At 28.2% G+C, this 25,092-nt stretch carries 21 protein-coding genes and 1 pseudogene; all 22 read right to left on the bottom strand.

The features are described 5' to 3' along the window. Positions 1 to 331: 331 nt before the first annotated feature. Positions 332 to 1,594, bottom strand: a complete 1,263-nt coding sequence (locus MUA60_RS02725; protein ID WP_262649569.1) for a phenylacetate--CoA ligase family protein — start codon at positions 1,592 to 1,594, stop codon at positions 332 to 334. Positions 1,595 to 1,845: 251 nt separating this feature from the next. Further along, positions 1,846 to 2,244 (bottom strand): LCP family protein, encoded by a 399-nt coding sequence (locus MUA60_RS02720; protein WP_262649567.1) that lies wholly within the window; start codon positions 2,242 to 2,244, stop codon positions 1,846 to 1,848. Positions 2,245 to 2,602: 358 nt separating this feature from the next. Further along, a pseudogene (locus tag MUA60_RS02715) lies at positions 2,603 to 3,693 on the bottom strand (aminotransferase class I/II-fold pyridoxal phosphate-dependent enzyme). A 42-nt stretch (positions 3,694 to 3,735) separates the two neighbouring features. Then, positions 3,736 to 4,350: an acetyltransferase gene (locus MUA60_RS02710; RefSeq protein ID WP_262649566.1), complete on the bottom strand. Its 615-nt coding sequence runs from the start codon at positions 4,348 to 4,350 to the stop codon at positions 3,736 to 3,738. Then, complete coding sequence (locus MUA60_RS02705; protein ID WP_262649564.1) at positions 4,347 to 4,940, bottom strand: sugar transferase; 594 nt, start codon at positions 4,938 to 4,940, stop codon at positions 4,347 to 4,349. The genes MUA60_RS02710 and MUA60_RS02705 overlap by 4 nt, the downstream gene beginning before the upstream one ends. Positions 4,941 to 4,946: 6 nt before the next feature. Then, positions 4,947 to 6,152: a glycosyltransferase family 4 protein gene (locus MUA60_RS02700; protein WP_262649563.1), complete on the bottom strand. Its 1,206-nt coding sequence runs from the start codon at positions 6,150 to 6,152 to the stop codon at positions 4,947 to 4,949. Between the two features lie 23 nt (positions 6,153 to 6,175). Then, a complete protein-coding gene (locus MUA60_RS02695; protein WP_262649561.1) occupies positions 6,176 to 7,456 on the bottom strand; it encodes a UDP-glucose dehydrogenase family protein in 1,281 nt (426 codons plus the stop codon). A 2-nt stretch (positions 7,457 to 7,458) separates the two neighbouring features. Next, positions 7,459 to 8,673, bottom strand: coding sequence for a lipopolysaccharide biosynthesis protein (locus tag MUA60_RS02690; RefSeq protein WP_262649560.1), 1,215 nt, complete (start codon positions 8,671 to 8,673; stop codon positions 7,459 to 7,461). Then, complete coding sequence (locus tag MUA60_RS02685; RefSeq protein WP_262649558.1) at positions 8,670 to 9,779, bottom strand: glycosyltransferase; 1,110 nt, start codon at positions 9,777 to 9,779, stop codon at positions 8,670 to 8,672. Before MUA60_RS02685 ends, MUA60_RS02690 begins: the two co-directional genes overlap by 4 nt. Continuing rightward, positions 9,779 to 11,098 (bottom strand): O-antigen ligase family protein, encoded by a 1,320-nt coding sequence (locus MUA60_RS02680; protein WP_262649556.1) that lies wholly within the window; start codon positions 11,096 to 11,098, stop codon positions 9,779 to 9,781. Before MUA60_RS02680 ends, MUA60_RS02685 begins: the two co-directional genes overlap by 1 nt. 10 nt (positions 11,099 to 11,108) lie before the next feature. Then, a complete protein-coding gene (gene wecB / locus MUA60_RS02675; protein ID WP_262649555.1) occupies positions 11,109 to 12,233 on the bottom strand; it encodes a non-hydrolyzing UDP-N-acetylglucosamine 2-epimerase in 1,125 nt (374 codons plus the stop codon). A gap of 1 nt (position 12,234) precedes the next feature. After that, positions 12,235 to 13,347, bottom strand: a complete 1,113-nt coding sequence (locus MUA60_RS02670) for a polysaccharide biosynthesis C-terminal domain-containing protein (protein WP_262649554.1) — start codon at positions 13,345 to 13,347, stop codon at positions 12,235 to 12,237. A gap of 9 nt (positions 13,348 to 13,356) precedes the next feature. Beyond that, the gene (locus tag MUA60_RS02665; RefSeq protein WP_107596585.1) at positions 13,357 to 14,385 is read right to left on the bottom strand and encodes a nucleoside-diphosphate sugar epimerase/dehydratase; all 1,029 of its coding nucleotides are present in this window, start codon (positions 14,383 to 14,385) and stop codon (positions 13,357 to 13,359) included. Positions 14,386 to 14,396: 11 nt separating this feature from the next. Then, positions 14,397 to 16,232 carry a polysaccharide biosynthesis protein gene (locus tag MUA60_RS02660; RefSeq protein ID WP_262649551.1) on the bottom strand — a complete coding sequence of 612 codons (1,836 nt, stop codon included), beginning with the start codon at positions 16,230 to 16,232 and terminating at the stop codon, positions 14,397 to 14,399. Between the two features lie 22 nt (positions 16,233 to 16,254). After that, entirely contained in the window at positions 16,255 to 17,019 is a 765-nt protein-coding gene (locus tag MUA60_RS02655) for a tyrosine-protein phosphatase (RefSeq protein ID WP_262649550.1), read from the bottom strand. Continuing rightward, positions 17,019 to 17,711 carry a polysaccharide biosynthesis tyrosine autokinase gene (locus tag MUA60_RS02650; protein WP_262649548.1) on the bottom strand — a complete coding sequence of 231 codons (693 nt, stop codon included), beginning with the start codon at positions 17,709 to 17,711 and terminating at the stop codon, positions 17,019 to 17,021. Before MUA60_RS02650 ends, MUA60_RS02655 begins: the two co-directional genes overlap by 1 nt. A gap of 15 nt (positions 17,712 to 17,726) precedes the next feature. After that, positions 17,727 to 18,395: a Wzz/FepE/Etk N-terminal domain-containing protein gene (locus MUA60_RS02645; protein ID WP_262649547.1), complete on the bottom strand. Its 669-nt coding sequence runs from the start codon at positions 18,393 to 18,395 to the stop codon at positions 17,727 to 17,729. Positions 18,396 to 18,673: 278 nt separating this feature from the next. Then, entirely contained in the window at positions 18,674 to 20,320 is a 1,647-nt protein-coding gene (locus MUA60_RS02640; RefSeq protein ID WP_262649545.1) for a phospho-sugar mutase, read from the bottom strand. A 16-nt stretch (positions 20,321 to 20,336) separates the two neighbouring features. After that, positions 20,337 to 21,203 (bottom strand): UTP--glucose-1-phosphate uridylyltransferase GalU, encoded by an 867-nt coding sequence (gene galU / locus MUA60_RS02635; RefSeq protein WP_262649544.1) that lies wholly within the window; start codon positions 21,201 to 21,203, stop codon positions 20,337 to 20,339. A 148-nt stretch (positions 21,204 to 21,351) separates the two neighbouring features. Then, on the bottom strand, positions 21,352 to 23,055 hold the full coding sequence (locus MUA60_RS02630) for a DUF6270 domain-containing protein (protein ID WP_262649542.1): 1,704 nt from the start codon (positions 23,053 to 23,055) through the stop codon (positions 21,352 to 21,354). Between the two features lie 11 nt (positions 23,056 to 23,066). Next, entirely contained in the window at positions 23,067 to 24,002 is a 936-nt protein-coding gene (locus MUA60_RS02625; protein WP_262650567.1) for a CDP-glycerol glycerophosphotransferase family protein, read from the bottom strand. Positions 24,003 to 24,047: 45 nt separating this feature from the next. Continuing rightward, positions 24,048 to 25,088: a hypothetical protein gene (locus MUA60_RS02620; protein ID WP_262649541.1), complete on the bottom strand. Its 1,041-nt coding sequence runs from the start codon at positions 25,086 to 25,088 to the stop codon at positions 24,048 to 24,050. Positions 25,089 to 25,092: the final 4 nt, after the last annotated feature.

Genomic DNA, 25,092 nt, shown 5'->3' with positions numbered 1-25,092 from the left:
ATGGTGTCTTGAATAGTATTTGCGCAGTTTTGCCTATCATACATATACAAGAATATGGACAGATTATAAATAGTTCATCTATTGGCGTTCATACTATTTCGCAAATCCCAAAACCACCGGCGAGCACCGTCATGCCATGCTCAAATGCTGTATATATGTCTTGAAATACTTTAGACATGTTATAACCTCACTTCTTTTTTAAGATTAATATCTAATATTAAAACAATTTTACTCGAATTTTTTAGAATTCTTTATTTTATATTTCCGCTTTCACTAATAACTATACAAAAATCGAACTGAAGTATAATAGTTCGATTCGAATCATTTTTGATTATTTTTGAGCATATTGATTAATGATATAGGGTCTTTTCCCAGATTTAAGCGTTTCTATTTTATCTACTAAAATAATATTAATTGACGCATCTTCACCCAGAAGATTTTTATATTGATTTTTTAATTCATTTAATTTTGATTCATCAAAACTTTTCTTTGGTAAAATTTTAAGATCATATTCTTTTCTGCCTTTTTGTATAAATTGAAATTGATAAATATTTTCAATTTTACTCATCATTATATTAATATTAAAGGGCATTAATGCATCACCCCTAGTAGTATACACCGTTTCTATTTTCCTGCCCTCTATATTACTAATAGTATGGGCAAGACCATCTTTATATCTAGTTAATGTAGCTAAGTCTCCAGTATCATAACGTACCAATGGGATAATATGAGAATTAAAGTCTGTCACTACCACTTTACCTGTATTTCCTTCAGCAACAGGTTCATTATTTTCATCTAAAATTTCTATATAGTAATTTACTTGATTCAAAATCATTTCATTACTATCTATCTTAGTATTAGCTAAAACCCCTAATTCTTCTGTAGAATACCTTGATAACGGCTTACAATTAAAAGTTTTATAAATATTTTGACTAGATTTCTCATCTAATTTCTCTCCATAAGTAATGATGCCTTTAATATGTTTTATTTCATATTGGTGCTCACAAGCATAAGTAGCTAAATTATTCATAATACTTGGATAAGTAATGATAACCTTGTGCTTTTCATTTGATATTTTTTTCAGTGCTTTTCTCATCCAATTTTGGTCTATATTACCAGGTTTTAATATATATTGATTTTTGATAATCATATTCTTAAAACTTGGTTTAATAACTCGTATATATAGATGTTTAACCCCTAAATCAAAATTAGAGTAGCTACCAAAAAATAATACTTCACCTTGTTGAGTTAATCTTTTTTCTTTAGTGACATAAAATGATAATGGCGTCCCATATGAGCCACTAGTTGACACTTTAATTAATTTTTTTCGTTTTTCAGGTTTAATTGTTGCAATTTCATTATAATTATCTACAATATCTCGCTTAGTTATAATGGGAAAATCATGAATCTTCTTATCCTTATACTGTTTATAATATACTGAATTATTAGTGATAAATTCTAAAAATTTTTCTTTATTTAATTCATTAATTTGTATAGGTTTCTCAATATTGTTTCTCAAATTTTTCTTAACTGAATTTATATATTTATAGTCTCTAAACTTTATTATATTAAAAATTGTTTTTCTCAGATTCATTTTAATCCTCAATTCGTATTATATTTATTCAAAATAAATAGTTTCTAAAAAATCATTTTGAATTCAAATTATCTTTATAATCTTTACCTATTTGGTCATGATTACTTGGGTAAAAATATTATAATCCAACATCACCTAACGCATTTTCAGTATTTAAAGTATGACGAGTCACATTTTTTTGTGCACTATTATTATCAGATCTAATAGCATTAAATCAGTTAAACTCAAATCAGTTTTGACGTTATCCTCTATTACGTTAAATATTGAATTGATTTTCGGTATTGAACTTGGATTAATTTTTTAGCTACAACTTCGGTCACGAGTTGTTGTCGCGCTTGCCTTCTTTCATCGCCACCAGCACCTGCTTCTTTCTTACTCCGCATATACGCCAATACTTCTTTGCCATCCATGTGATATTTCTTAACTTTTTCAAATGTATAGTCTCTAATATTGAAAGTTGCATTACTAACAATATAAACACCATTGACTTTATCTATTAGTGTAGAAACACTATTTATGTTTATGGCCACATATTGATCAATTGGGACATCCATATTCTTTTCTACAGATTTCGCTGCTATACCCAAACCACCCATAAGCGTATGTGTGATTGATTTTTTCTTCTGTATCTTTACCAACAATTTCAGCATGTGTATCACGAGGTCCACTAATCATTTCTGTTTTTTATCGTTTGGACTAATTGACAGAAGTACAATCAAATCAGATCTTTATCCACCATATTCTGAATACCTGACTTCATTAGAGTCTATACCAAAAAGCACTGTTGAAATTGGTTCTCCTTTTTATTGGACAATCTCTAAGTTCAGAACGGTTTCTATCAAGTGGATCATTAATTGAACTATTTAATTACGTAAGTTTATAAAATATAAATGTTACAGATATAAAAATTAACAGTTCTAAAATGATTAATACAGTGAAAAAAGCCTTTTTTACCATAGATTTTTTTCTTTTTCTGCTTTCCATGTATACACTTTCTTTTTACTTAATTTATAATTCTTTTATTATTTGAATAATTTCTTCTTGAACCTTTATTTCCATATCTGAACCTGAAGGTAAACAAATCCCATGTTCAAACAGGTATTTAACATTATCTACAACAACATAAATAAATTCATATTGTTCATATAATGGTTGTAAATGCATAGGTTTCCAAACAGGGCGTGCTTCTATATTTTTTTACTAAGTGCACCAATTACATCATTTGCTGAAAACCCAGCCTTTTTCTCATCAATTGTTAATGCTGTTAGCCATCTGTTTGATTTGGAGTTAGGCAGTTCTGGTTGAAACTCAATGCCTTCAATATCTGACAACTCTAGATAATACTTATCAAATATTGCTCTTCTTTGCTGAACACGTTGCTCTATTACTTCTATTTGTCCTCACCCAATACCAGCTGAGATATTACTTAATCTATAATTATAACCTAATTCACTATGTTGATAATGTATTGCTTTATCTCTTGCTTGTGTTGCTAAAAAATATGCATGTTCTTTGGCTTCTTTGTTATTTGTTACTAGCATACCGCCGCCACTTGTTGTAATGATTTTATTACCATTGAATGAAAAGATACCAAAATCACCAAAACTACCGCTCATTTTACCTTGGAATTCAGCGCCCAATGATTCAGCAGCATCTTCTATTAAAGTTACATTATATGTATCACAAATTGATTTAATTTCATCTAATTTTGCAGATTGTCCATACAAATTAACTGCTATAACAGCTTTAGGTTTGATTGATTTTTTTAAAATTCTTTGAACGCTTTTTCCAAGGCGACTGGTGACATATTCCAAGAATCTAATTCAGAATCAATGAATACAGGGATAGCATTTTGATATAAAATCGGATTAGAAGTCGCACAGAAAGTTAAAGATGTACAAAATACATAATCATTTTTTGTTACACCACTTTCTTTAAGTGCTAAGTGTATTGCTGCAGTACCACTGCTAACAGCTAATGCTTCATCTATATTAATATAAGATTTTATACTATTTTCAAAGTCTGTAACATTATCACCTAGTGGTGCTATCCAGTTTTGTTCGAATGCTTTCGATATAAGATTGTTCATTCCCACTCATATGTGGTCTAGATAAATATACTCGTTCATTTGTCAATTACTCTCACTCCTTGGGTTTGGCTGGTGTACCAAATACTGTCATATTATTTGATATATTACTAATTACGGTTGACCCTGCACCTACTAATGTTGAATCTCCAATTATTACTTTTGGCGTTACCGTAGATCCTGCACCTATTTGAGTGGCCATCCCTACTTGCACACCACCTGTTAACGTAGAATTAGGCGATATATGAGCAAAGTCTTTAATTAATACATCATGCCCAATACTTGCCATTGTATTTAAAATGCAGAAATTACCTACATTAGTATTTGCATTTACTACTACATTTGCCATAACTACTGTTCCATATCCTATTTTAACATTCGATCCAATAACTGCTGAAGGATGTATAAACTTAGGGTATTTACTGAGTGGAAGTTCTAACTTTTCAAAAATTTGTTTTCTTATTTTATTATTGCCAATTGTAATAATAAAATATTTCTCCTTATAGTTTCTATATGAGTTTAAATTGTCATAAATAATACCATCACTGACTGATTTTTCGTGAAATTTATCATCCAAATATCCAACAACCTTAAATTCACCATTTAATTCAATGATATCTTTGACTACTTTTGAATGTCCGCCCATACCTATTAATATAATTTCTTTCATAATTTTGTACCTTTAAATTTTGTCATTGATATATTTTCACTAGCATTAATATCTTTTCTTTTCACTACATTTTGTATTGTTTTAAATAATATAAACATGTCTAATTTGAACGATTGATTTTCTACATACCATACATCTAATTCAAATTTTTTCTCCCATGAAATTGCGTTTCTACCGTTAATCTGTGCCCAACCAGTTATACCAGGCTTTACATTCATTCTTTTTCTTTGATATTCATTATATAAAGGCAAGTAATCCATTAAAAGTGGTCTTGGACCAACTAAACTTATATCTCCTTTTACAACATTAATCAATTGTGGAAGTTCGTCTAAACTAGTTTTTCTTATAAAATTCCCAACCGGGTGTCTTCGTTCTTCGTTTGGAAGTAGATTGCCATTTACATCAGTAGTATTTAACATTGTTCTAAATTTATAAATATTAAATGCCTTTCCTAGGTAACCTGGTCTTAACTGTTTAAATATTGCAGGCTTTCCCATAGTCATAACAACTAATATATAAGTTAAAGCAATTATTGGTGATGTAAATAAAAGTATTAAACAGCTAAAAGTAATATCAAAAATTCGTTTCATATTTTATCAGTACTCCTTTATTTGAGTTAACATTTTCTCTACATTATCTTCTATTATAAATTCTTCATCATAAAATTTCCTTGCATTTCTTGACATATTCTCTCTTAAATTTTCATCAAGAACCATCGTTTTAGCATTTTTAATGAATTGATCTATATTTGTACTCAAATTCCATAATCCAGCTTCTTTTTCAACTACTTCTGTACCAATATCAGTATTAATATCCGTGCTCACTAAAATAGGCTTAGACAATTGTAAATAACTAGTGAGTCTTGAGGGGTAATTAGGTATAGTAAACCTTTCATCTAAAAATATAAGTCCAATATCGCACATTTTTAATAATTGGTCATATTGCTCTTTTGGTAACCTATCAAAAACATGTATATTTTTATTATTTAAAGATAATGCATATTGTTTTAATTCCTCAAATTTTGTACCATTTCCTAAAATTATTAAATTACTATTTGGTATTTCATGGAACCTAGCCATTACTTTTTTTATATTATGAATTCCCTGAGGTAAACCAATATTGCCACCATATATAAATGAGATTCTTTTACTATCAATATTTAAATCCCTAAAAATTTCATGACTTTGCTCAAGCTGTATGTCTTTACTATATGTGGCATTCCTAAAAATATGAACTTTACTTTTATCAATATCTTTATTTTCTTGTAACAAATATTTTTTGTTTCCTGGAGACATACAACCAATTAAGTCAGACACATTATAAGTTTCAGTTTCCTTTTTTCGAAAATATCTATATATAATACCTGTAGACCTAAACATTTTTAAATCTACAGCATTTTGAGGAAATATATCTTTTAATAATAAATAAGTTTTAGCATTATTTTTGTACTTGAGTTTCGTAATTAGTTTTGAAAATGTCATTGGAGGAGTCGAATATACTATAAGATCAAATTTAGTATGTTTATAATATTGATTAATGGCTTTTTGAAAATTTTTCTCTATAAATAAAGTCCTAATCCCTTTTTCAATTTTATTAGTTTTGGTGATATTCCCAGTTTTTACTTTTAAAATATCAACTTTACCTTCGTTGATTATCTCTGTTATATTCTTTTTACGTCTTTCGTTAGGCGACACGACTACTATCTTGTTACTATATTTCTTTAATTCATTAATAAAATCATGGTAGATTCCTTGGTCTTTTGTAGTTTTAAAGTCTATTAATGTTAGAAAGATAATATTCATTGTATTCTCCTTTCTATACGCATCTATCTTCCTATTCCATAATATTTAATATCTGTGTTCTCTTTTATATCTAAGCAATTTCTTCCATCAAAAATAATTGGAGTTTTCATATTCTTAGTAAATGTTACAGGAGATAGCTTTTTAATTTCTTCCCATTCAGTAAATATTAATGAATAATCCGCTGCATCAAGTGCTTCTTCGGGTGTATTAAAGTATTCAATCTTATCACCAAATATTGTTTTAACTTTTCCATTTACTAAAGGATCAAAAACAGATATTTCAGCACCTAATTCTAATAATTTTTCAATATTTTTTAATGAAGGTGCTTCTCTTATATCATCTGTATTTGGTTTGAACGATAATCCTAATATAGCAATTTTTTTCCCTTTTACTTTATATCCATTATCAGTTAATTTTTTAATTAATCGATACTTTTGTTTTTCATTAATATCAACCGTTGATTTGATAGTTAATAGTTCCGTATTATTTTTTTCTGCGATTTTTAGTAGTGCTTTAGTATCTTTAGGGAAGCAAGATCCACCATATCCAAGACCAGCATTCAAGAATTTTTTACCTATTCTATCATCGTAAGACATCCCTTTTGTTACATCTTTAATATCTGCCCCAATTTCATCACTAAGATTTGCAATTTCATTTATAAATGAAATTTTTAATGCTAAAAAAGTATTAGAAGCGTATTTTACTAATTCAGCACTTGTTCTATTCATAAATAAAACTGGTTGATTGAAAGGTGCATATAAATCGTTAATTTTACTTTTGATATTTTCATTATTTAGGCCAATTACAATTCTAGAAGCGTTAAAAGTATCATGAATAGCAGTTCCTTGTGCCAAAAACTCTGGATTAGAAACAAAATCAACTTTATATTCATTATTCATACTTCTAAATCTTCTTTCTAATAAATCATTTGTTCCTATTGGTACAGTACTTTTCATAATAATAATAATATCTTTTTTAATATACTCCATAACTTTTTCTATAGCACTATTTACATAAGATAGATTCGCTTCACCATTTTCATTTTCAGGCGTACCAACTGTTATAAATATTATTTCTGATTCATTGATATCATTAAAATCTGTTGAAAATGCTATGTTTTTATTATCTATATTCTTTTTTAATAGTTCCTCTAGGTTTTCTTCATAGATAGTTGGTATACCCTTATTCAATTGTTCAATTTTCTCTTTATCAATATCTATACAGGTAACCTTATTACCTATTTCTGCTAAACTCACACCAGTTACTAAACCTACATATCCCACACCAATTATAGAAATATTCATTTTTATCTAATCCTTTTCAATTTTTTAATTTCAATAATTATAACTAAAGACAAACATATACACCTTGATATCATACTTAGCATTAGACCAATTGCAGCTCCTCTAATTCCAATGCTTTGAACTAAAATCCAAGTGAAAATAAAATTAATAATAAAAGAAATAATTAAACTAATCATTTGAGCTTTATATAGATTCAGTGCTATTACTCCATAGTATAAAGTTCCTGAGATGTACCAAAATAAACCAGTAACCATGATAAATATTAGAAGAGATTTATATTTAATATATTCTTCAGTAAATAAAATCAAGACAATATAGTCACCTAATAAAATTACACTTAGCAGTGAAAAAACACCCAAAATCATTGATGTCATAATCATAACTACTAGTACATTAATATATTTATTTATATCATTTAACTTAACTGCTTTATTTAATTTTGGTAAAAAATACGTAAGAAATGCACTTATTAATAATTGACCTGAAATCATAACAGTCGTTAAAGAGGCATAGATACCTACTTCTTCAATCGAAATATATTTTTCTATTATCAATCTTTGGAAATTAACATTTAATGAATCAATAAATATAGAAATTGCTAACGGAATTGAGCTTATTACTATATATTTAACTTCATGTAATCTTACTGCTTTTTTTTCTTTTAATTTATTTATATTTTTGACATCATATATATATAGATATATAAAGTTCAATAGTATAAAACCAAATAACATTATTATTAAATTGAATTCTAATAAAAATGAAACTATCAAAATCCATACAATAATAATCATTGACCTTATTATCTTTGAATATGCAATTGAATTGTGCATTTCTTTTTTTTGTAAGAAAGCATAATTAATTTCAAATAATGACTCTATAAATTTTAATATGGATACTAAAAGTATTATTATAATTATTGATTTTTCATGATTTAATATCATTCCAATAATAACAGATATTATAATCACTAAAATCCCAGTAATGTACCTTATATATAGATAATCATTAATATTTACGTCTTTTTTACTAGTATTATAATGTAAATTTAATCCCATATTAAAAAGCACTGTTATTGGTGCTACTATTGCTAAGGCGAGGGTATACTGTCCTGCGGCAGAAATACCACCATATTTATTTAAAAATACTATAATAATCATTTGGCTAAATCCAAACAATATGTTGGAAATCATTAAACCACCAATTTTTTTAATCATTTAAAGATCCTTAAATATTTATTCTTAATTTCATCATTCTTTTTTTCAAAATCCTCTTCAATAGTTCGAAAATTATTAGCATATTTCTCATAATCATTACTATCTTGTTTAATAACTTCCTTCAATGAATTTATCCATAATACATCATTCAAATTTAATATATATCCTAGTTTATTTTTAATAATATATTCATTCCATGGAGTTTCATCACTTAAAATAACTGGTTTTTTGAAAGATAAAGCCTCAGCAATAACATGACCATAATTTTCATTTAAAGTAGGGAGTATAAAATAATCCTCATCTTTTACTAGAGCATATATTTCATTTGGATCTTTACTCCCCACAAAATTTATATTAATATTCGATGGTAGTTTCTCTATTAATTCTTGGCATTTCTGATAGTACTTTTCATCTTCTGCTGGTCCTATTACTTTAAGATTCACTTCTTCTTCTATTTTTTCCAATAAATCTAGTAAAAACGATAAATTCTTCTTATGTGTGATTCTAGAAACAAAAAATATATTCACTTTACCTGATACTTTATTATTTATAAATTTGTACTTTGATGGTGCAGATAAGTTTGAGACTTCATACATTCTATTTTTTGGGAAAAATTTAATAATTTCGTTTATTTCTAATTTTGAACTTCCTATAAAAGTCACATTTTTATATAACCTAAACCATTTTACAATTTTTAAGAATAAAAGTTTTTTTGCCCTTTTTAATTTTAATGCCCCTTCACCCAATTCACCTCTAGGAGATAAAAAAATATTTTGTAATGTCTTATTCTTAATCAAAAACTTTATAGTAGTACTAGAAAATAAGCTATTTAAATATATATAATCAAATTCATCAATATTAATTTTTTTAAAAGTTTTAAAACCTAAATTATCATTATCATAAAAAAGAGAATTTTCACTTTGCTTTATCCATTTATCTTTTTGTATATTATATGGAGTTATTTCATGTAAATCATGATTTCTTGTCAAAATATATATATTTATATCCTCATTTAATACATTAGCTAAATTTTCAATAGATTTTATAGGCCCACCTGCTTTATACCCAGGTCTAAAATATTCTGCAACAATGAGTAGTTTTTTCACTAAACTTCACCTATCCTAACATCTGATTTTTTATACTTTTGTTCAGTTGCAATATAAATTGCCCATAAAACATAACAATAAATACCAACATTATTACTACTAAACATAATCATTTCACCAGTATTCACTAATATTGTTGATAAAATAATTATTAAAAATTCTCTATTAATTTTATTTCTAATAAATATTATGCCAATAACATATAAAGCATACATTAACAACCCAAAAACCCCAGTAAATATAATTAATCCCACAAATAAATTTCCTGCTTCAAAAACAAAATCATTAAGTTCTATACTTGACATATTCACAGGGATTCCGAATCCTATACCGAATATTGGGCTATTATTGAGTACAAATTCTAAATTATTAATTTGACCATATCTAGATAATAATATGTGTTCTGAAGATTGACCTTTTCTTATAAAATCCATTAAAAAATGAAATACAGTTGGAATAGAGATTAATAGAATACTTGCAATTATAAATATAGATGAAATGAAAAATTTTAAAATTATAGAAATTCTTGAAAAAATCAATATAATTATTAATGATAATAGCAATGCTAAAAATGATGATCTTGAATTGGTTAAAATCAGTTCTAAAATTGCGATTGCTATAATACAAAACAAGAAGATATTATTAAATAAATTTAAATTTGAAGTTAAACAGTATGTTAAAATTATAACTATTCCTAATACGCTTAATACTCCAAATATATTTGGATGATTTAATATACCCTGAAAAGAAAATCCATTTAGTAGATATCCTTTATAATCCATAATTAATGATAAAGAGAATAAAAATATTATTATAAAATAATTTGACAACCATTTTAAGAAATCGAAATTTTTTCTAACTAAATACGTTAAAATTACTATCTCAATTAGTGGTATGAAGTAATTCATTAGCTTCATTAAAGAAACTAATGGATATTTTGAAACTATTAAACTTGTAATAAAAAATACTAGAAAACAGCCTATCGAATAAAATAGGAATTTTTTTAATATCGCATCAGCTAGTATTAATTTTGCCTTAAAGATAAGTATTATGGGTATTACTATAAAAAGAAGTGCATATTTATATAAACTGATTAAATATAGGTAACCATGGTTATAATCTATTGACTCATTTATAATAAACCTTAAAGTTAGTAATAAAACCAATTTTAAAATTCCTTTTTCTTTCTGAATAAATAAATAGAAAGAAAAAATAATAAATGCAATTAGACCAACAATATTTACCAAACTTATTATAAAAATTAAAATTAACATTATATAGTCGCAAATAGATAATAATAGTTTTTTAGAAATTAACACTTATAAACCACTACTTCCTCCAAGTATTTCTATTAATAATCTCTGTATAACTTTGAATTATTTTCACTACTTTTTGAGAAACATTAACATCTTTATAGTCAATTGTATCTATCATTGGCTCATTATTATTTTGCATGTCTCTGGCAAGTTCTACTGATTGGACTAAATTGTCATATTTGATTCCACCAATTATAACTGTACCTTTATCCAAAACTTCCGGTCGTTCGGTAGATGTTCTGATAAGTATGCCTGGGAATTTTAATATTGATGACTCTTCTGATAAAGTTCCGCTATCTGAAAGCACAACAAATGCATTTTTTTGTAATGCATTGTAATCAAAGAAACCGAATGGTTTAAGTTGTTTTACTAATGGATGAAACTCAAATGATCTTTCTTCGATTTTCTTCCAACTTCTTGGATGAGTAGAATATATTACAGGTAATTGATATTTCTCTGCTATCTCATTTATAGCATTCATTAAAGAATTGAAATTATCCTCTATATCAATATTTTCTTCTCGATGTGCAGAAACTAAGATGTATTTGTTCGGCTCAAGATTCAATGTTTTTAACGCATCACTTGTATTAATTTTCTCTTCATATTGCTCTAATACTTCACGCATTGGCGAACCAGTAACAAAAATGTTTTCTTTTTTGAATCCTTCATCTAATAAATATCTTCTACTGTGTTCTGTATATGGCAGATTCACATCACTAACATGATCCACTATTTTTCTATTTATTTCTTCAGGTACATTTTGATCAAAGCAACGATTCCCTGCTTCCATATGAAATACAGGTATCTTTAATCTTTTAGCTGATACTGCAGCTAAACAACTATTTGTATCTCCAAGTATTAATAATGCGTCTGGTTGTTCTTGTGCTAACACTTCATAAGACTTAGCAATGATATTACCCATTGTCTCACCTAAATCTTTACCAACCGCTTCTAGATAATGATCTGGTTCTCTTAATTCTAATTCTTCAAAGAAAACTTGATTCAATGTATAGTCATAATTTTGACCTGTGTGTACAAGAATCTGATTAAAATATTTATCACACGCTTTTATTGTTGCTGATAATCTAATTATTTCTGGTCTAGTTCCAACGATAGTCATTAACTTCAATTTACTCATCTTAAACCTCCAAGTAATATGTGTCTGGATTTTCTGGGTCAAACATTTCATTAACCCACATAATAGTTACCATATTTTCGTCACCTAAATTTTCAATATTGTGGGTATAACCTACTGGAATATCCACTACTTCTAATTCTTCACCTGACACATAATATTCTAGAATTTCATCTGATTCAGGTAATCTAAATCTAATTACACCCTTACCAGACACAACTAAAAACTTTTCATTCTTTGTATGATGCCAATGATTACCTTTAACTATTCCTGGCTTTGATATATTGACAGATACTTGCCCTCGATCCGGTGTTTTTAAAAACTCAGTAAATGAACCTCTTTCATCAATATTCATTTTAAGCGGATAGCTAAATTCATTCTTTGGTAAATAACTCAAATAAGTGCTATATAATGCTTTTTCAAAATCATTATTTAAATTTGGTAAAGTTTTATTAGCTCTCATATCTTTAAATGAATAAATCAAATCACTTATCTTACCAAGACTTACTTTATAGATATTTGGCACTTCAACTTTATTATTATTAATGGTTGGTTTTCCTTCTATAGCTCTTTTAATTTCTGCAATTACATCATCAATGTAATTTAAGTTCAATTCAATTTTTCTGTCATTAATGTGAATATCTTTATCATGAGCAATATTATGACAAAATGTTGCAATTACGGAATTGTAATTTGGTTTACACCACTTTCCAAATAAATTCAGGAATTGATAAACATAAACTCTATTTCCATATTTTCCAGAAAAATCTTTTAGTAAATTTTCTGCCTCATTTTTACTTCTTCCATATAAATTATCCATATTTGCTTGAGTAGAAGATGATAGTATTATTGATGGTTTATTAGGGTTATCTTTAATAATTTCAAGCATTTCTTGTAACAATGATACGTTACCTTCATAAAATTCATCTTCATTTTTAGGTCTATTAACACCTGCTAAGTGAACTATACAGTCTGCTTTAAGTAGATAAACATTTCTTTCTTCGATAAAAGTATCTCTTGATATCTCCAATATTTCATAATCAGTTGTTTGATATAAATCATGCTTTAAATTTTTACCTACAAAACCATTCGCTCCTGTTATAACGATACTTTTCATATAAACCTCCTATATGACATTATCTTTGTATAGAGTTAGTTCTTTTTGTACATAATCTAATGCAAGTAGTTTTTCTTTAATTTCTTCAACGGAAAGTCTATAAGTATTATCAGAATTATATTCAAACGCTTCAGTAATTTCTTTGCTACCATCTTCAAAATAATTACTATAATTTAAATCTCTTGAATCCGCTGGAATTCTATAATAATTACCCATATCTTCTGCTTGAGCATATTCTTCTCTAGTTAGTAACGTTTCCGCCTGTTTTTCACCGTGTCTTGTACCTATAATTTTGATTTCATTTTTCGCTTCAAAGAGCTCTAATAATGCTTGTGCTAAATCTCCAACAGTAGAAGCTGGTGCTTTTTGTACCATAATATCTCCTGTTTCAGCATGTTTAAATGCATGTATAACTAATTCAACTGCTTCTTCTAAACTCATTAAATATCTTGTCATATTAGGATCAGTAACTGTTAAAGGTTCATTATTTTTTATTTTTTCTATAAATAAAGGTATTACAGAACCTCTTGATGCCATTACATTTCCATATCTTGTTCCACAAATTAATGTTTGATTCTTATCAACATTTCTTGATTTAGCAACAAAAACTTTTTCCATCATAGCTTTAGAAATACCCATAGCATTAATTGGATAAGCAGCCTTATCAGTTGAAAGACAGATAACTTTTTTTACATTCGCTCTTATCGCGGCCTGCACTACATTTTCAGTACCTAATATATTTGTCTTTACAGCTTCAATTGGAAAGAACTCACATGAAGGAACTTGTTTTAAAGCTGCTGCATGAAATACAAAGTCCACACCTCTCATAGCACTCTCTACACTTACAACGTCCCTTACGTCACCTATATAAAATTTTAATTTATCATTGTTGTATTTCTTTCTTAAATCATCTTGTTTTTTTTCATCTCTAGAAAATACTCTAATTTCTTTTATATCCGTATGTAAGAACCTTTTCATTACAGCATTACCAAATGATCCTGTACCACCAGTAATTAAAATTGTTTTCCCTTTGAACATTTCCTCACCCATTACTCTTTTATTTTTCTATAAGCCTTACTATCTACATAATCATTTGTAAAATGTATTATTTTTTCTTTAGTAAAGTTATCAATGATGTCCGTAATAAATTCATTAACCTTTTCTATATTTATGTCTCTTACTTTCCCGCGATAAATTTTCTCATAAACTTGTTCTGGATGTATCTCATCTTTATTCAATAATTCTTCAAATAATTTTTCTCCTGGTCTAATCCCACTGAATTCAATACCAATGTCTTCTACTTTGTAACCGCTTAATCTTATTAAATTCTTAGCTAAATCAACGATTTTGACAGGTTTACCCATATCTAATACAAATACTTCTCCACCTGTTGCTAATGCACCTGCTTGTAGTACAAGTCTTGAAGCTTCTGGTATAGTCATAAAGTATCTTGTCATTTCTGGATGTGTCACAGTTACTGGTCCGCCTGCTTCGATTTGCTTCTTGAATAGTGGAATAACAGATCCTCTTGAACCGAGTACATTTCCAAATCGTACTGCCACGAAATCAGTGTTACTTGTTTCATTGTTCATACTTTGAATAATCATTTCTGCAACTCTTTTAGTTGCACCCATCACATTCGGTGGATTAACTGCTTTATCAGTTGATACCATCACAAATTTACTTACTTCAGCAAGTTTAGCTGCTTCTGCCGTATTCCTAGTTCCGAGAACATTATTTTTAATTGCTTCTTGTGGGTTGTATTCCATTAAAGGTACATGTTTATGAGCAGCTGCATGGTAAACAACATATGGTTTATATGTTTGCATAACTTCTTTCATGCGATCTTTATCTTGTACATCTGCAATAATCGGTATGATTTCTATTTCATCTTTATATAAACCTATTAGTTCTTGATGAATATGATATATACTGTTTTCACCATGTCCTAGTAATACAATTCTTTCAGGTTTAAATTTACAAACTTGTCTACATATTTCAGAACCTATAGAACCACCAGCTCCTGTAACAAGTATTGTCTTATGTGTTAATTCTTTTGAAATGGATGCCATATCTAACTCTACTGGATCTCTTCCTAATAAGTCTTCTACTTCTACCTTTTTCAATTGATTAACTTCTAATTCACCTGACATTACTTCTTCAATATTAGGCATTTTAAATACTTCTGCATTTGTACCTTCACAAAGATTGCTAATTTCTCTTAATTTTTTTTGAGAAAGTGTTGGTATAGCAATAATTATTTTTTTAATATTAAATTTTTTTACTAAATCTGGTATATCTCTTGTATAACCTTGTACTTTAACTCCCGTTGCAATAGACATTTTCTGTTTATTTGGATCATCATCCACTACTAATACAGGTTCCATACCCATATATGGTGTGCTTCTCATTTGACGAATCAAAAGTGAACCGCCTCTTCCACCACCTACAATTAGTGTTGGTTTTTTCTTAATATCTTTATTGATAAAAGATTTTCTATATATACGCCATGATAATCTTGAACCACCTATTAACAATAAATGCATCATCCATGTAATAAAATACAACCGTAAAAATGGTGGTTGGAATGTTACAAGTGGAACAATAATAGCTGTAGTAACAATGGATCCTGTAATGGCTTTAACAATTAAAATTAATTCACTTATACTCGCATACTCCCAGGCTCTATGATACAAATCGAATATTTGTGCAAAAACATGGTGAGAAATCAACAATATAATTGACGATAAAATTAATAATTTAGTTGAATAACCTTCAAAAAATGGTTCTAAAATGTAATAACCTAAAAACACTGAAAATGTCACTATAAGTGAATCTATGATTAACAACAGTATTAGTCTCTGCTTAGCTAATATTACTTTCAATTTTCATTCCCCGATTTCTTGTTTAAAATAGACCGAAAAATTTATTTTTCTTAATTTCTTTTGGTCTTGTTCTTACTATTTCTTCATCTCGGATTATAAACTCATTATTACGTATCAACTCATGCAATTTATCTTCAACTTTTTTTAATTTTGATATACTCAATAAATCACTCATTATGAATGGTCTACTAATTGGATGATGTGCATCCGAAGCGATAAAATGAATTAAATTATGATCAATCAATTTAAGAGAAATATTTTGTATATTTTTCCCTAATTCCCCTGTTAAAGATGACGAAGTTACCTGACTTAATGCTCCATTAATAACTAACTCATAAAGTAAATTAGGATTACTAACTATAGCTTTATTTCTTTCAGGATGAGCAATAATTGGTATAAAGCCTTTATTTTGTATTTCATACAACAAATTCTTTGTATAATTTGGAATTGAATTTGAGGGAAATTCAATTAATATATATCGTGAATGATTTATACCTTGAATAAATTGTTGTTCTATATCATCTAGTACTTCATTTTTGATTCTAATTTCTTGACCAACATACAAATCTATACCGAAGTCTATTATTTGTTGGTGTTGCTTTAGTTGATTTAATTTACTCTTCACATCCGAAAACTTATTATTATATTTAGGATGTAAATGATGTGGTGTCACTACAACACCTGTAATTCCCTGTTCTTTAGCTTGTTGCAATAAACGAATTGTATCTTCAAATGTTTGAGCACCGTCATCTAAACCCATCAATAAATGATTATGAATGTCTATCATTACGATTCTTCTCCATAGTAATAATATGTACTCGATGATTTATCTAAAGGTGCTTTATTTAAAACAACACCTAATATCTTTGTCCCAGATTTTTCTAATAAATCTTTTCCTTTTTTAACAGACTCTCTATTGTTACTTTCCACATCTACTACATAAACTGCATTTTTCGTCAATTCACCAAACAATTGAGCATCTGTAACAGTATTTACTGGAGGTGTATCAATAAGAATAAAATCATATTTTGTTTTTAATTCGTCAAATAAGTCCTTCATGTTTGATGAACCTATCAATTCAGATGGATTAGGTGGTATTGGACCAGACATTAATACATCTAAATTCTCTATATCAGTATCATGTACTGCTTCATCAAAGCTATTGTTATTTATAATTACATTAGATAAACCTTTAATATTAGATTTATTAAATATATAATGTTGAGTTGGTTTTCTCATATCACCATCAATTATTAATGTTTTAAACCCTGCCTGAGCATATGTAATTGCAATATTTGCTGACATAGTTGATTTACCTGATTCTGGTTTATCTGAAGTAATTAATAATGTTTGAACATCATTATCTGCAGTTGAAAATAATATATTCGATCTAATACCTCTAAATTTTTCACTCACTACCGCTTTAGGTTTTATATGTGTTATTAAGGTTGTAATTTCCCTATTTACTTCTTTTGCCATTTAGTTACCCCTCCTCTATTGATCAAATTTTTGTATAACTCCTAATACTGGTAAACCTAAAATCTCTTCAACATCTTCTTCAGTTTTAATTCTCTTATCCAATATTTCTTTCAAGAATATTATGATTAGTGCGACAATTAATCCTAAAAAAATACCGACTACTGAATTAATAAGCGGTTTAGGTGAGATTTGGTTTCCTTTTGTGTCTGCTTTGGATAGTATTGAAACATTATCTACATTCATAATTTTACTTACATCTTTACTAAAGACATTTGCAATTTCATTAGCAACTTTACTTGCAGTTTCCCTACTTTCATTTTCAACTGAAATATTTAATATTTGTGATTCTGCTTGGTTACTAACAGTAAGCATCCCCGAAATTTCTTTACTAGAGTATTTACCTTTTAAATTTTTAGATACTTTATCTAGTATTCTGGGACTCTTGATAATTTCTGAGTATGTATTAACTAGTTGTAAATTAGATTGTACTTGTTGTGCCATGATTTGATTGTCTGTTTCTTTTTGGTTAACAAGCACTTGAGTAGAAGTTGAATATTTCGGTGTCATAAATACAAATGTGACCACCATACTTAATACTAGAAAAACAATTGGTAGGATAATTAAATACTTCATGTTTTTCTTTAAAATTGTAAATAGTTTACTTAAATCAATTGCTTCTTCCATATAATCCTCCATTTTTCTATTTAATGCAATTCAATTATACAGAGAGTAATTGAATTTTACAATTGTGTTTTATACATTTTTACAATTTTTTTATACTTATATGTCATTAATTAACAACTAATTATTACTTAAATTATTAATTTTCATTTATTATAAGGATTTTCATTTTAATCGTATAGTATAGTTTTACATCTAATTACCTATATCCCATTTTTTGGTATAATTTCCAAATTAAAAGCCTTATTGAGTTATTTAGCTCAATAAGGCTTTTGGTTAGATTATTCAATTCTATACTTTTTCACAAACTCCTCAATTACATCATCCAATTCCTCAACGTCTAATGAGAAGTACAGTTTCATTTTTGGTTCTGTGCCTGAAGGTCGGACTGCTATAAATCCTTCTTCAAATATGAACTTAATGAGATCTGTTTGTGGTAAGTGAATGTTTTGTGTCTTACCTGTTTTAACATTAAGTGATTCTTTCGTAATATAGTTTTCTATAATCAATGGTGTTAAGTTCTCTATATCGATTGTTTCTAACTGTTTAAAGTCATTCATAATTTGTTTTATTTTCTCTCGTCCTTCTGCACCTTCAAATGTTGGTGAGAGGGTCTTATCTTTGTAATAACCGTGTTCTTGATAAATATTATCTAATACGTCTTTGAATGTCTTGTTTTCTTGTGCCAGTTGTTCTTTATATTTAATCAATAATGCTGCTGTTTGTATGGCATCTTTATCTCTTGAGAAGTCGTCTACTAAATAGCCGTGGCTTTCTTCAAAAGCTAAGACTAGTTGCGATGCGTTATCTTCTAAATTCTTTAATTGCTCTGATATATATTTGAAACCTGTTAACACATTAATGACGTCAATATTTAATGACTGAGCTAGCTTCTCACTTAATGCACTTGTCACAACAGATTTAATGATGTATTTATGTTGGTCATCTGATAATTGCTGATATCTCAGTTTCATCAACAATAATCCTATTTCATTACCATTGAAATACCTTGTTGATCCGTCTTGATATCTTTCAACGACGCCTAATCTATCTGCATCTGGATCTGTCGCTAGTACAAGTTGTGCATCTTCTGTTGCTGCGAGTTGTTTGCCAAAGTCAAATGTATCTTCCGCTTCTGGATTCGCAATATTAACAGTTGGAAAGTCTCCATTCGGCTTAGATTGTGCTTCTTCAACTACATAGTTTTTATACGACAGATCTTCAAGCACATCTGACAATAGAGGCAAACTTGTGCCATGTAAACTTGTTAACACTGTTTTTGTTTGCGATGTTTCAAATGAACCGACGAGTTCTTTAACCGCATCTTTATATGCTTTAGTCGTTTCTTCTTTAAATGGCAGAATCAGTCCACGTTCCTGCAATGTTTCCAAGTCATCTGTTTGTATATTTAATGGGTCTTCTACTGTATCTATATAACGGCTTAATTCTAATGAAGGCTCTGTTAATAACTGTCCACCGTCGGGACCGTATACTTTAATGCCATTATAGTTCTTTGGATTATGACTAGCTGTAATCATAATCCCTGCTGTTGTTGTTAAGTGTCTTACTGCAAATGACAGTTCTGGTGTCGATTTAAATGTTTCAGGCAAGATTACTTCGATACCATTTGTACCAAGTACTTTTGCGATTTCATTCGCAAATTCTTGAGATAAGTGTCTTGTATCAAAATGAATCACCACTTTAGGGTCATTCGTTATGTTTCTTAAATATTTAGCTAAACCTAGCGCAAACTTTTGAATCGTGAATTTATTTAATCGACCTGGACCGATTCCGAATGTACTTCTTATACCTGCTGTTCCAAATGATAATACATCCGTAAATCCCGCTTCAATCTCTTCTTCTGTTTGAACGTTATGAAACTGTTCAACTAAGCTTTCAGATATTCTTTGTTCCCATTGTGCTCTCAAAGTTCTAGCTCCTTTACTAAATATCTAATGATTGTATATAACGTTTAATTTCTTCACGCATTTCTTCATCTTTCAATGCATATTCTATCGTCGTCTTCACAAATCCAATTTTCTCTCCGACGTCATAACGTTGACCTTCAAAGTCATATGCATAAACTTTATCATCTTTATTTAAACGTTCGATGGCATCGGTTAATTGAATCTCTCCGCCGCTTCCTTCTGTTTGTGTTTCTAAATAATCAAAGATTTTTGGAGATAATACATATCTACCCATAATTGCTAGGTTTGATGGTGCCGTACCTTGTTCTGGTTTCTCCACAAAACGATTCACTTCGTATAAGCGTTCGTCTTGTGATTTCGGTTCGATAATACCGTAACGATGTGTTTCTGATTCAGGCACTGTTTGTACTCCAATAACTGATTTGCCTGTTGATTCATATTGTTCCATTAATTGTTTAATGGCCGGATTATCCGATTCTACAATATCATCACCTAACAGTACGGCAAATGGTTCATTTCCGATGAATTGTTTCGCTGTGTAAATCGCATGTCCTAATCCCTTTTGTTCTTTCTGTCTAACATAGAAGATATTCGCTAATTCTGTTGAATATTGAACTCTATCGAGTAGTTCAAGTTTACCTTTTTCATATAATGTTGTTTCTAGTTCTTTTTGAATATCGAAATGATCTTCTATCGCACGTTTATGTTTACCCGTCACAATAATAATATCTTCAATTCCAGCACGTGCTGCTTCTTCCACAATATATTGAATCGTTGGTTTATCTAATATCGGTAACATTTCTTTAGGCATTGCTTTAGTAGCAGGTAAGAATCTTGTTCCTAATCCTGCTGCAGGTATAATTGCTTTTTTTATTTTAGTCATAATGTTCATCCTATATCTAATTTATTTTTATACAATATTTTTATAATTTCGTTATAAAAAGTTTTGTAATAGTCGCTTTCATAATGTGAATATGAAAATCCAAATGGATAATTTTTATCTGATTTATATGGTTTATCTGTTATATCAACTACATTAATATTAGGATAATGTTGAATAAATTATCCAGTAACTCCCAATAATAATTATTTCTATTAATTAAATGAATGGTTCCAAATTGTTTAACGGCGTTATCTTCATAGTAATATTTTGATAACCTACCTCTATTCAGAATAATCTTATGTTCAGGAATGATTTGAGTGAGCTTATCCATAAATATGTTTAAATTGTTCAACCATCTAGAAATAAATGCTTCCTCATTACTGAATTTTTCATCGCCCCAGCTATTAACAAAACTTCCTAGATTAACATTCTCTTTTATTAAATAATTATACGTAATGATGGCGTTATTTTCTAATGTTAACTGATTTAATGTCGCATCTGGATATAAATCAATAATGATATATTCAGCGCCACTTTCTTTTAATTCTTCAAAGAACGATTTCGTTAAATCAGTGTTAATATGTTTAAATTCATTATGATTTCTATATACGTCCACTAATGGTTTAGGTGCTTTAATATCACATACAAGCGACTCAATCGTACTATGAAATTGTGTATAAACACATTCTGTTAGTGCTTTATACTCAGGATTAAAGTAGTCAGATGTGTTAAATGCATTTCGTGAAAAACATGTTCCTAATACCGCAACTTTAGTTGCATGCTCACTAACTTTTTTAGTCTTTTTCTTTACATATATGGATAAAGCTTTGCGTCCATTTATATAGAACTTACCGTCAAATTTATTAGATAATGACATGTATTTGCTATGTATATTACAGTTATCATTTATTTCTACAAAATGCGCAGTATTTAAGCTATTTCCTACTAAGACATCTAAATTGTCGCCTTCTTTAAGCCAATCAAATACTAATTCATTATACGGAACTTTAATTGACTGCGTTGCGTCATCAACTTCTTTCATTACGTACGATTTATAATTAAAGGGATTAGCTTCTCTTTCTCTTTTAACGATATATAACTTATGATTTGCATCATATTGTTCTAATTTCAATTCAAAATATTCTTCAGTAAAGTTCAATTGATTAACGCGTACATTAGTTATCATATCAAACTTCAGTATGTTTTTTGAATCATTTATAAGTACATTCGATTTTTTGAAATCATCTTGATATTTATGATAAATTTCTGACGCACTCAGTTCGTTTATTACAGTGTTATGTTTGTCATCTTTATATTCAATCAATAATTTCCAATCTTGCGTTTTAATACTGTTCTTTGAAATTAACTCAACTATTTCATTTATATCTATACCGTTATTTAAATATATTTGATCTGTAAAATACAACGGATTATTATTGATCATTTTTCTAAGTAGAAAACGCTTCTTAATATTGTCCTGCTTTGTTATATCATCTAGCTTTAAAATGTCTTTTTGTTTTTGTGTAATATCAATAATAAGTTTATGTTCAATAACTTGAATCGATATATTATATAACTCATTAATATGCTCAACTGTTTCATTAAATTGAACATTTTCCTTTATAGGAATTTCGATACTTCTATCTTCAGTAATATTTGAAGAAAAATGCTCTTTTAAATCTATTTTTATAGATCTAAATTTACGTGTAATCGTTAGAGGATATTTTTTGGAGAAAACACCAATTTGATCTTTATATGTATAATTAAAGTTAGACTCCAATAAATTATTCGATATCAATAAATTATTCGATATCAATAAATTATTTTGAGAAATCTTAATTTTATTATTCACTTTTACCACCTCTAAAGGTTTTTAATATTTTCAACAATTGTTTCCCTTATATTTGTTTTAACTTCAAATAACTTTTCATATGAGTCTATGAAGTTAGGTAGTAGATCATAATTATGCTTTTCTATTTCTTGTAATGAATCTAACATTTCTTCCAGGTTTACAACGATTGTACCTATATCTGAGTATTCAATTTGTTTAGACGGTACATGGTGAGATGCATACTTGTTGTATTGATAGAAGATAACATTCTTCTTTTGGAACAAGAAGTCTACCGCAACAGATGAGAAATCTGTTATAAGGAAGACACTATTTGCGATTAAATCAGGTATTTCAACTTCTGTTGTACTCACATATTTAATCAGTTCATTGTTATTTTTAAAATGCTTTGAAAATTTTTCGAACTGTGGATGCATTAATACACATATTTTTAAACGATTTTCCTTTAAATAGTTTATAATGCGCGTATCGTTCACAAGTTCATGAATTTTCTTGAAATATTCTGTTTCTAAAAACTGTGACTCGCTTAAATTCTGCAATCCTCTTTGCCAAGTCGGCATAAATAGTATTTGATTCGTCCTTTTAGAATTGATAAGTAAATTATCATGACGAGCCATTCCTGTTATTAATATTTCGTCATCTTTGAACCCGAGTGTGTCTTTAATAATGGCTTTTTCGTAAACACTATTGGCTGTAATATAGTCTGTTCTATATTGATGTTTACTTAAATATGGTGAAATATTATGAATGATCATACCGTGCTGAATGGATATAATTTTTTTCTTATTCAACTCACTTTCATATATTTCTTTATATTGTTCTGCATTAAATGGTGTCATCGTTTCTTCAAATGTAAATGATGTCACAAATTTATCTGCAAGTAGCATGTATAATTTATGTTTCAATGAACCAAAATAAACTATATTCCCGTATTTCTTTAATTTCTTTATAGGATCACCAGCATTTTTTTCGATTAAATAGTATGGTCTAACCTTTCAATCATTCTCCATTAAATATTTAAATAAATAAAATGTATTATCTGATCCACTATTTCTTCTTTCACTTAACAACCAAATTTGTTGTTTATTAAATAGTTTTAATACATTTGATATATTTTTAAGGACAGTCTTCTCAACTTTATAATATCTAGATTTCAAATTGATTCTGACATCACGTAATCTTTGTGTCTTTTTCCAGGCATCTGTTTCTCTGACATTATCATCATCAAATCCTAATTCATATGCATATTTTTCATAAGTTTCACGCCAATATTTTTCGCTTCGATATAGCGTTAACGCTTGTATCGCTTCTTCGTAATATGATTTCATTGTTAGTGAATAAATTAAATATAATGGTGTATGTTCTTTAGATGTTAATAAATCAAATTCACTAAATCGAGTTCTTATTCTTTGTAATAAGGCTAACTTTATTTTTTTAGCTAAAGCTTTCTCAAATATTTTGTTATCAATCATCAAATCTAGGAAATTGATCAACTCTGACTCACTTTCAAATATTTTTTGAAGCTCTTCATAAGTTGTATAATCTAATAACTTGATCATTAGATTAATTAAATCTTCTCTATACTCAATATTTTTTGTATTTCTTCCAATATAGTTAGATTCAACAATTAACATATTTTGATTTGAAGTGCTTTTCTTAGCAGCAAAGAATATTTCTAATAAATCATGCGTGTTAAATAAACGTGTATCTACAATACAACTTGAAAATAAATCTCTATAATTACCCGAATTATATTGGTAATCTACGGTATTTTCCTTATTCATCAGCGTAAATTGCGCAATTTGTTTTTGTTCAACTTCCATTTTCTTTAGTGTATTGATGAAATTATTTCCATCACATGTGAAATTAGGGTTATTGAATAGAATATAATCAAATTCATTTGTATCGATGTTAATGTCTTGATCAGTACTAACATCCAGTACGATTGTTTGATAAAAAGTTTGATCATTAAGTCTTTCATTAAATGAATCAATATTTTTATTCTTTAAATCAAATAAAACTTGTAATACCTTCATAATT

Origin of the sequence: Mammaliicoccus sciuri (genome assembly GCF_025561425.1) — a bacterium.
Classification (GTDB): domain Bacteria; phylum Bacillota; class Bacilli; order Staphylococcales; family Staphylococcaceae; genus Mammaliicoccus; species Mammaliicoccus sciuri_A.
Note: the sequence above shows the minus strand (reverse complement) of the source record. Positions and strands in the feature narration are given on the sequence as shown.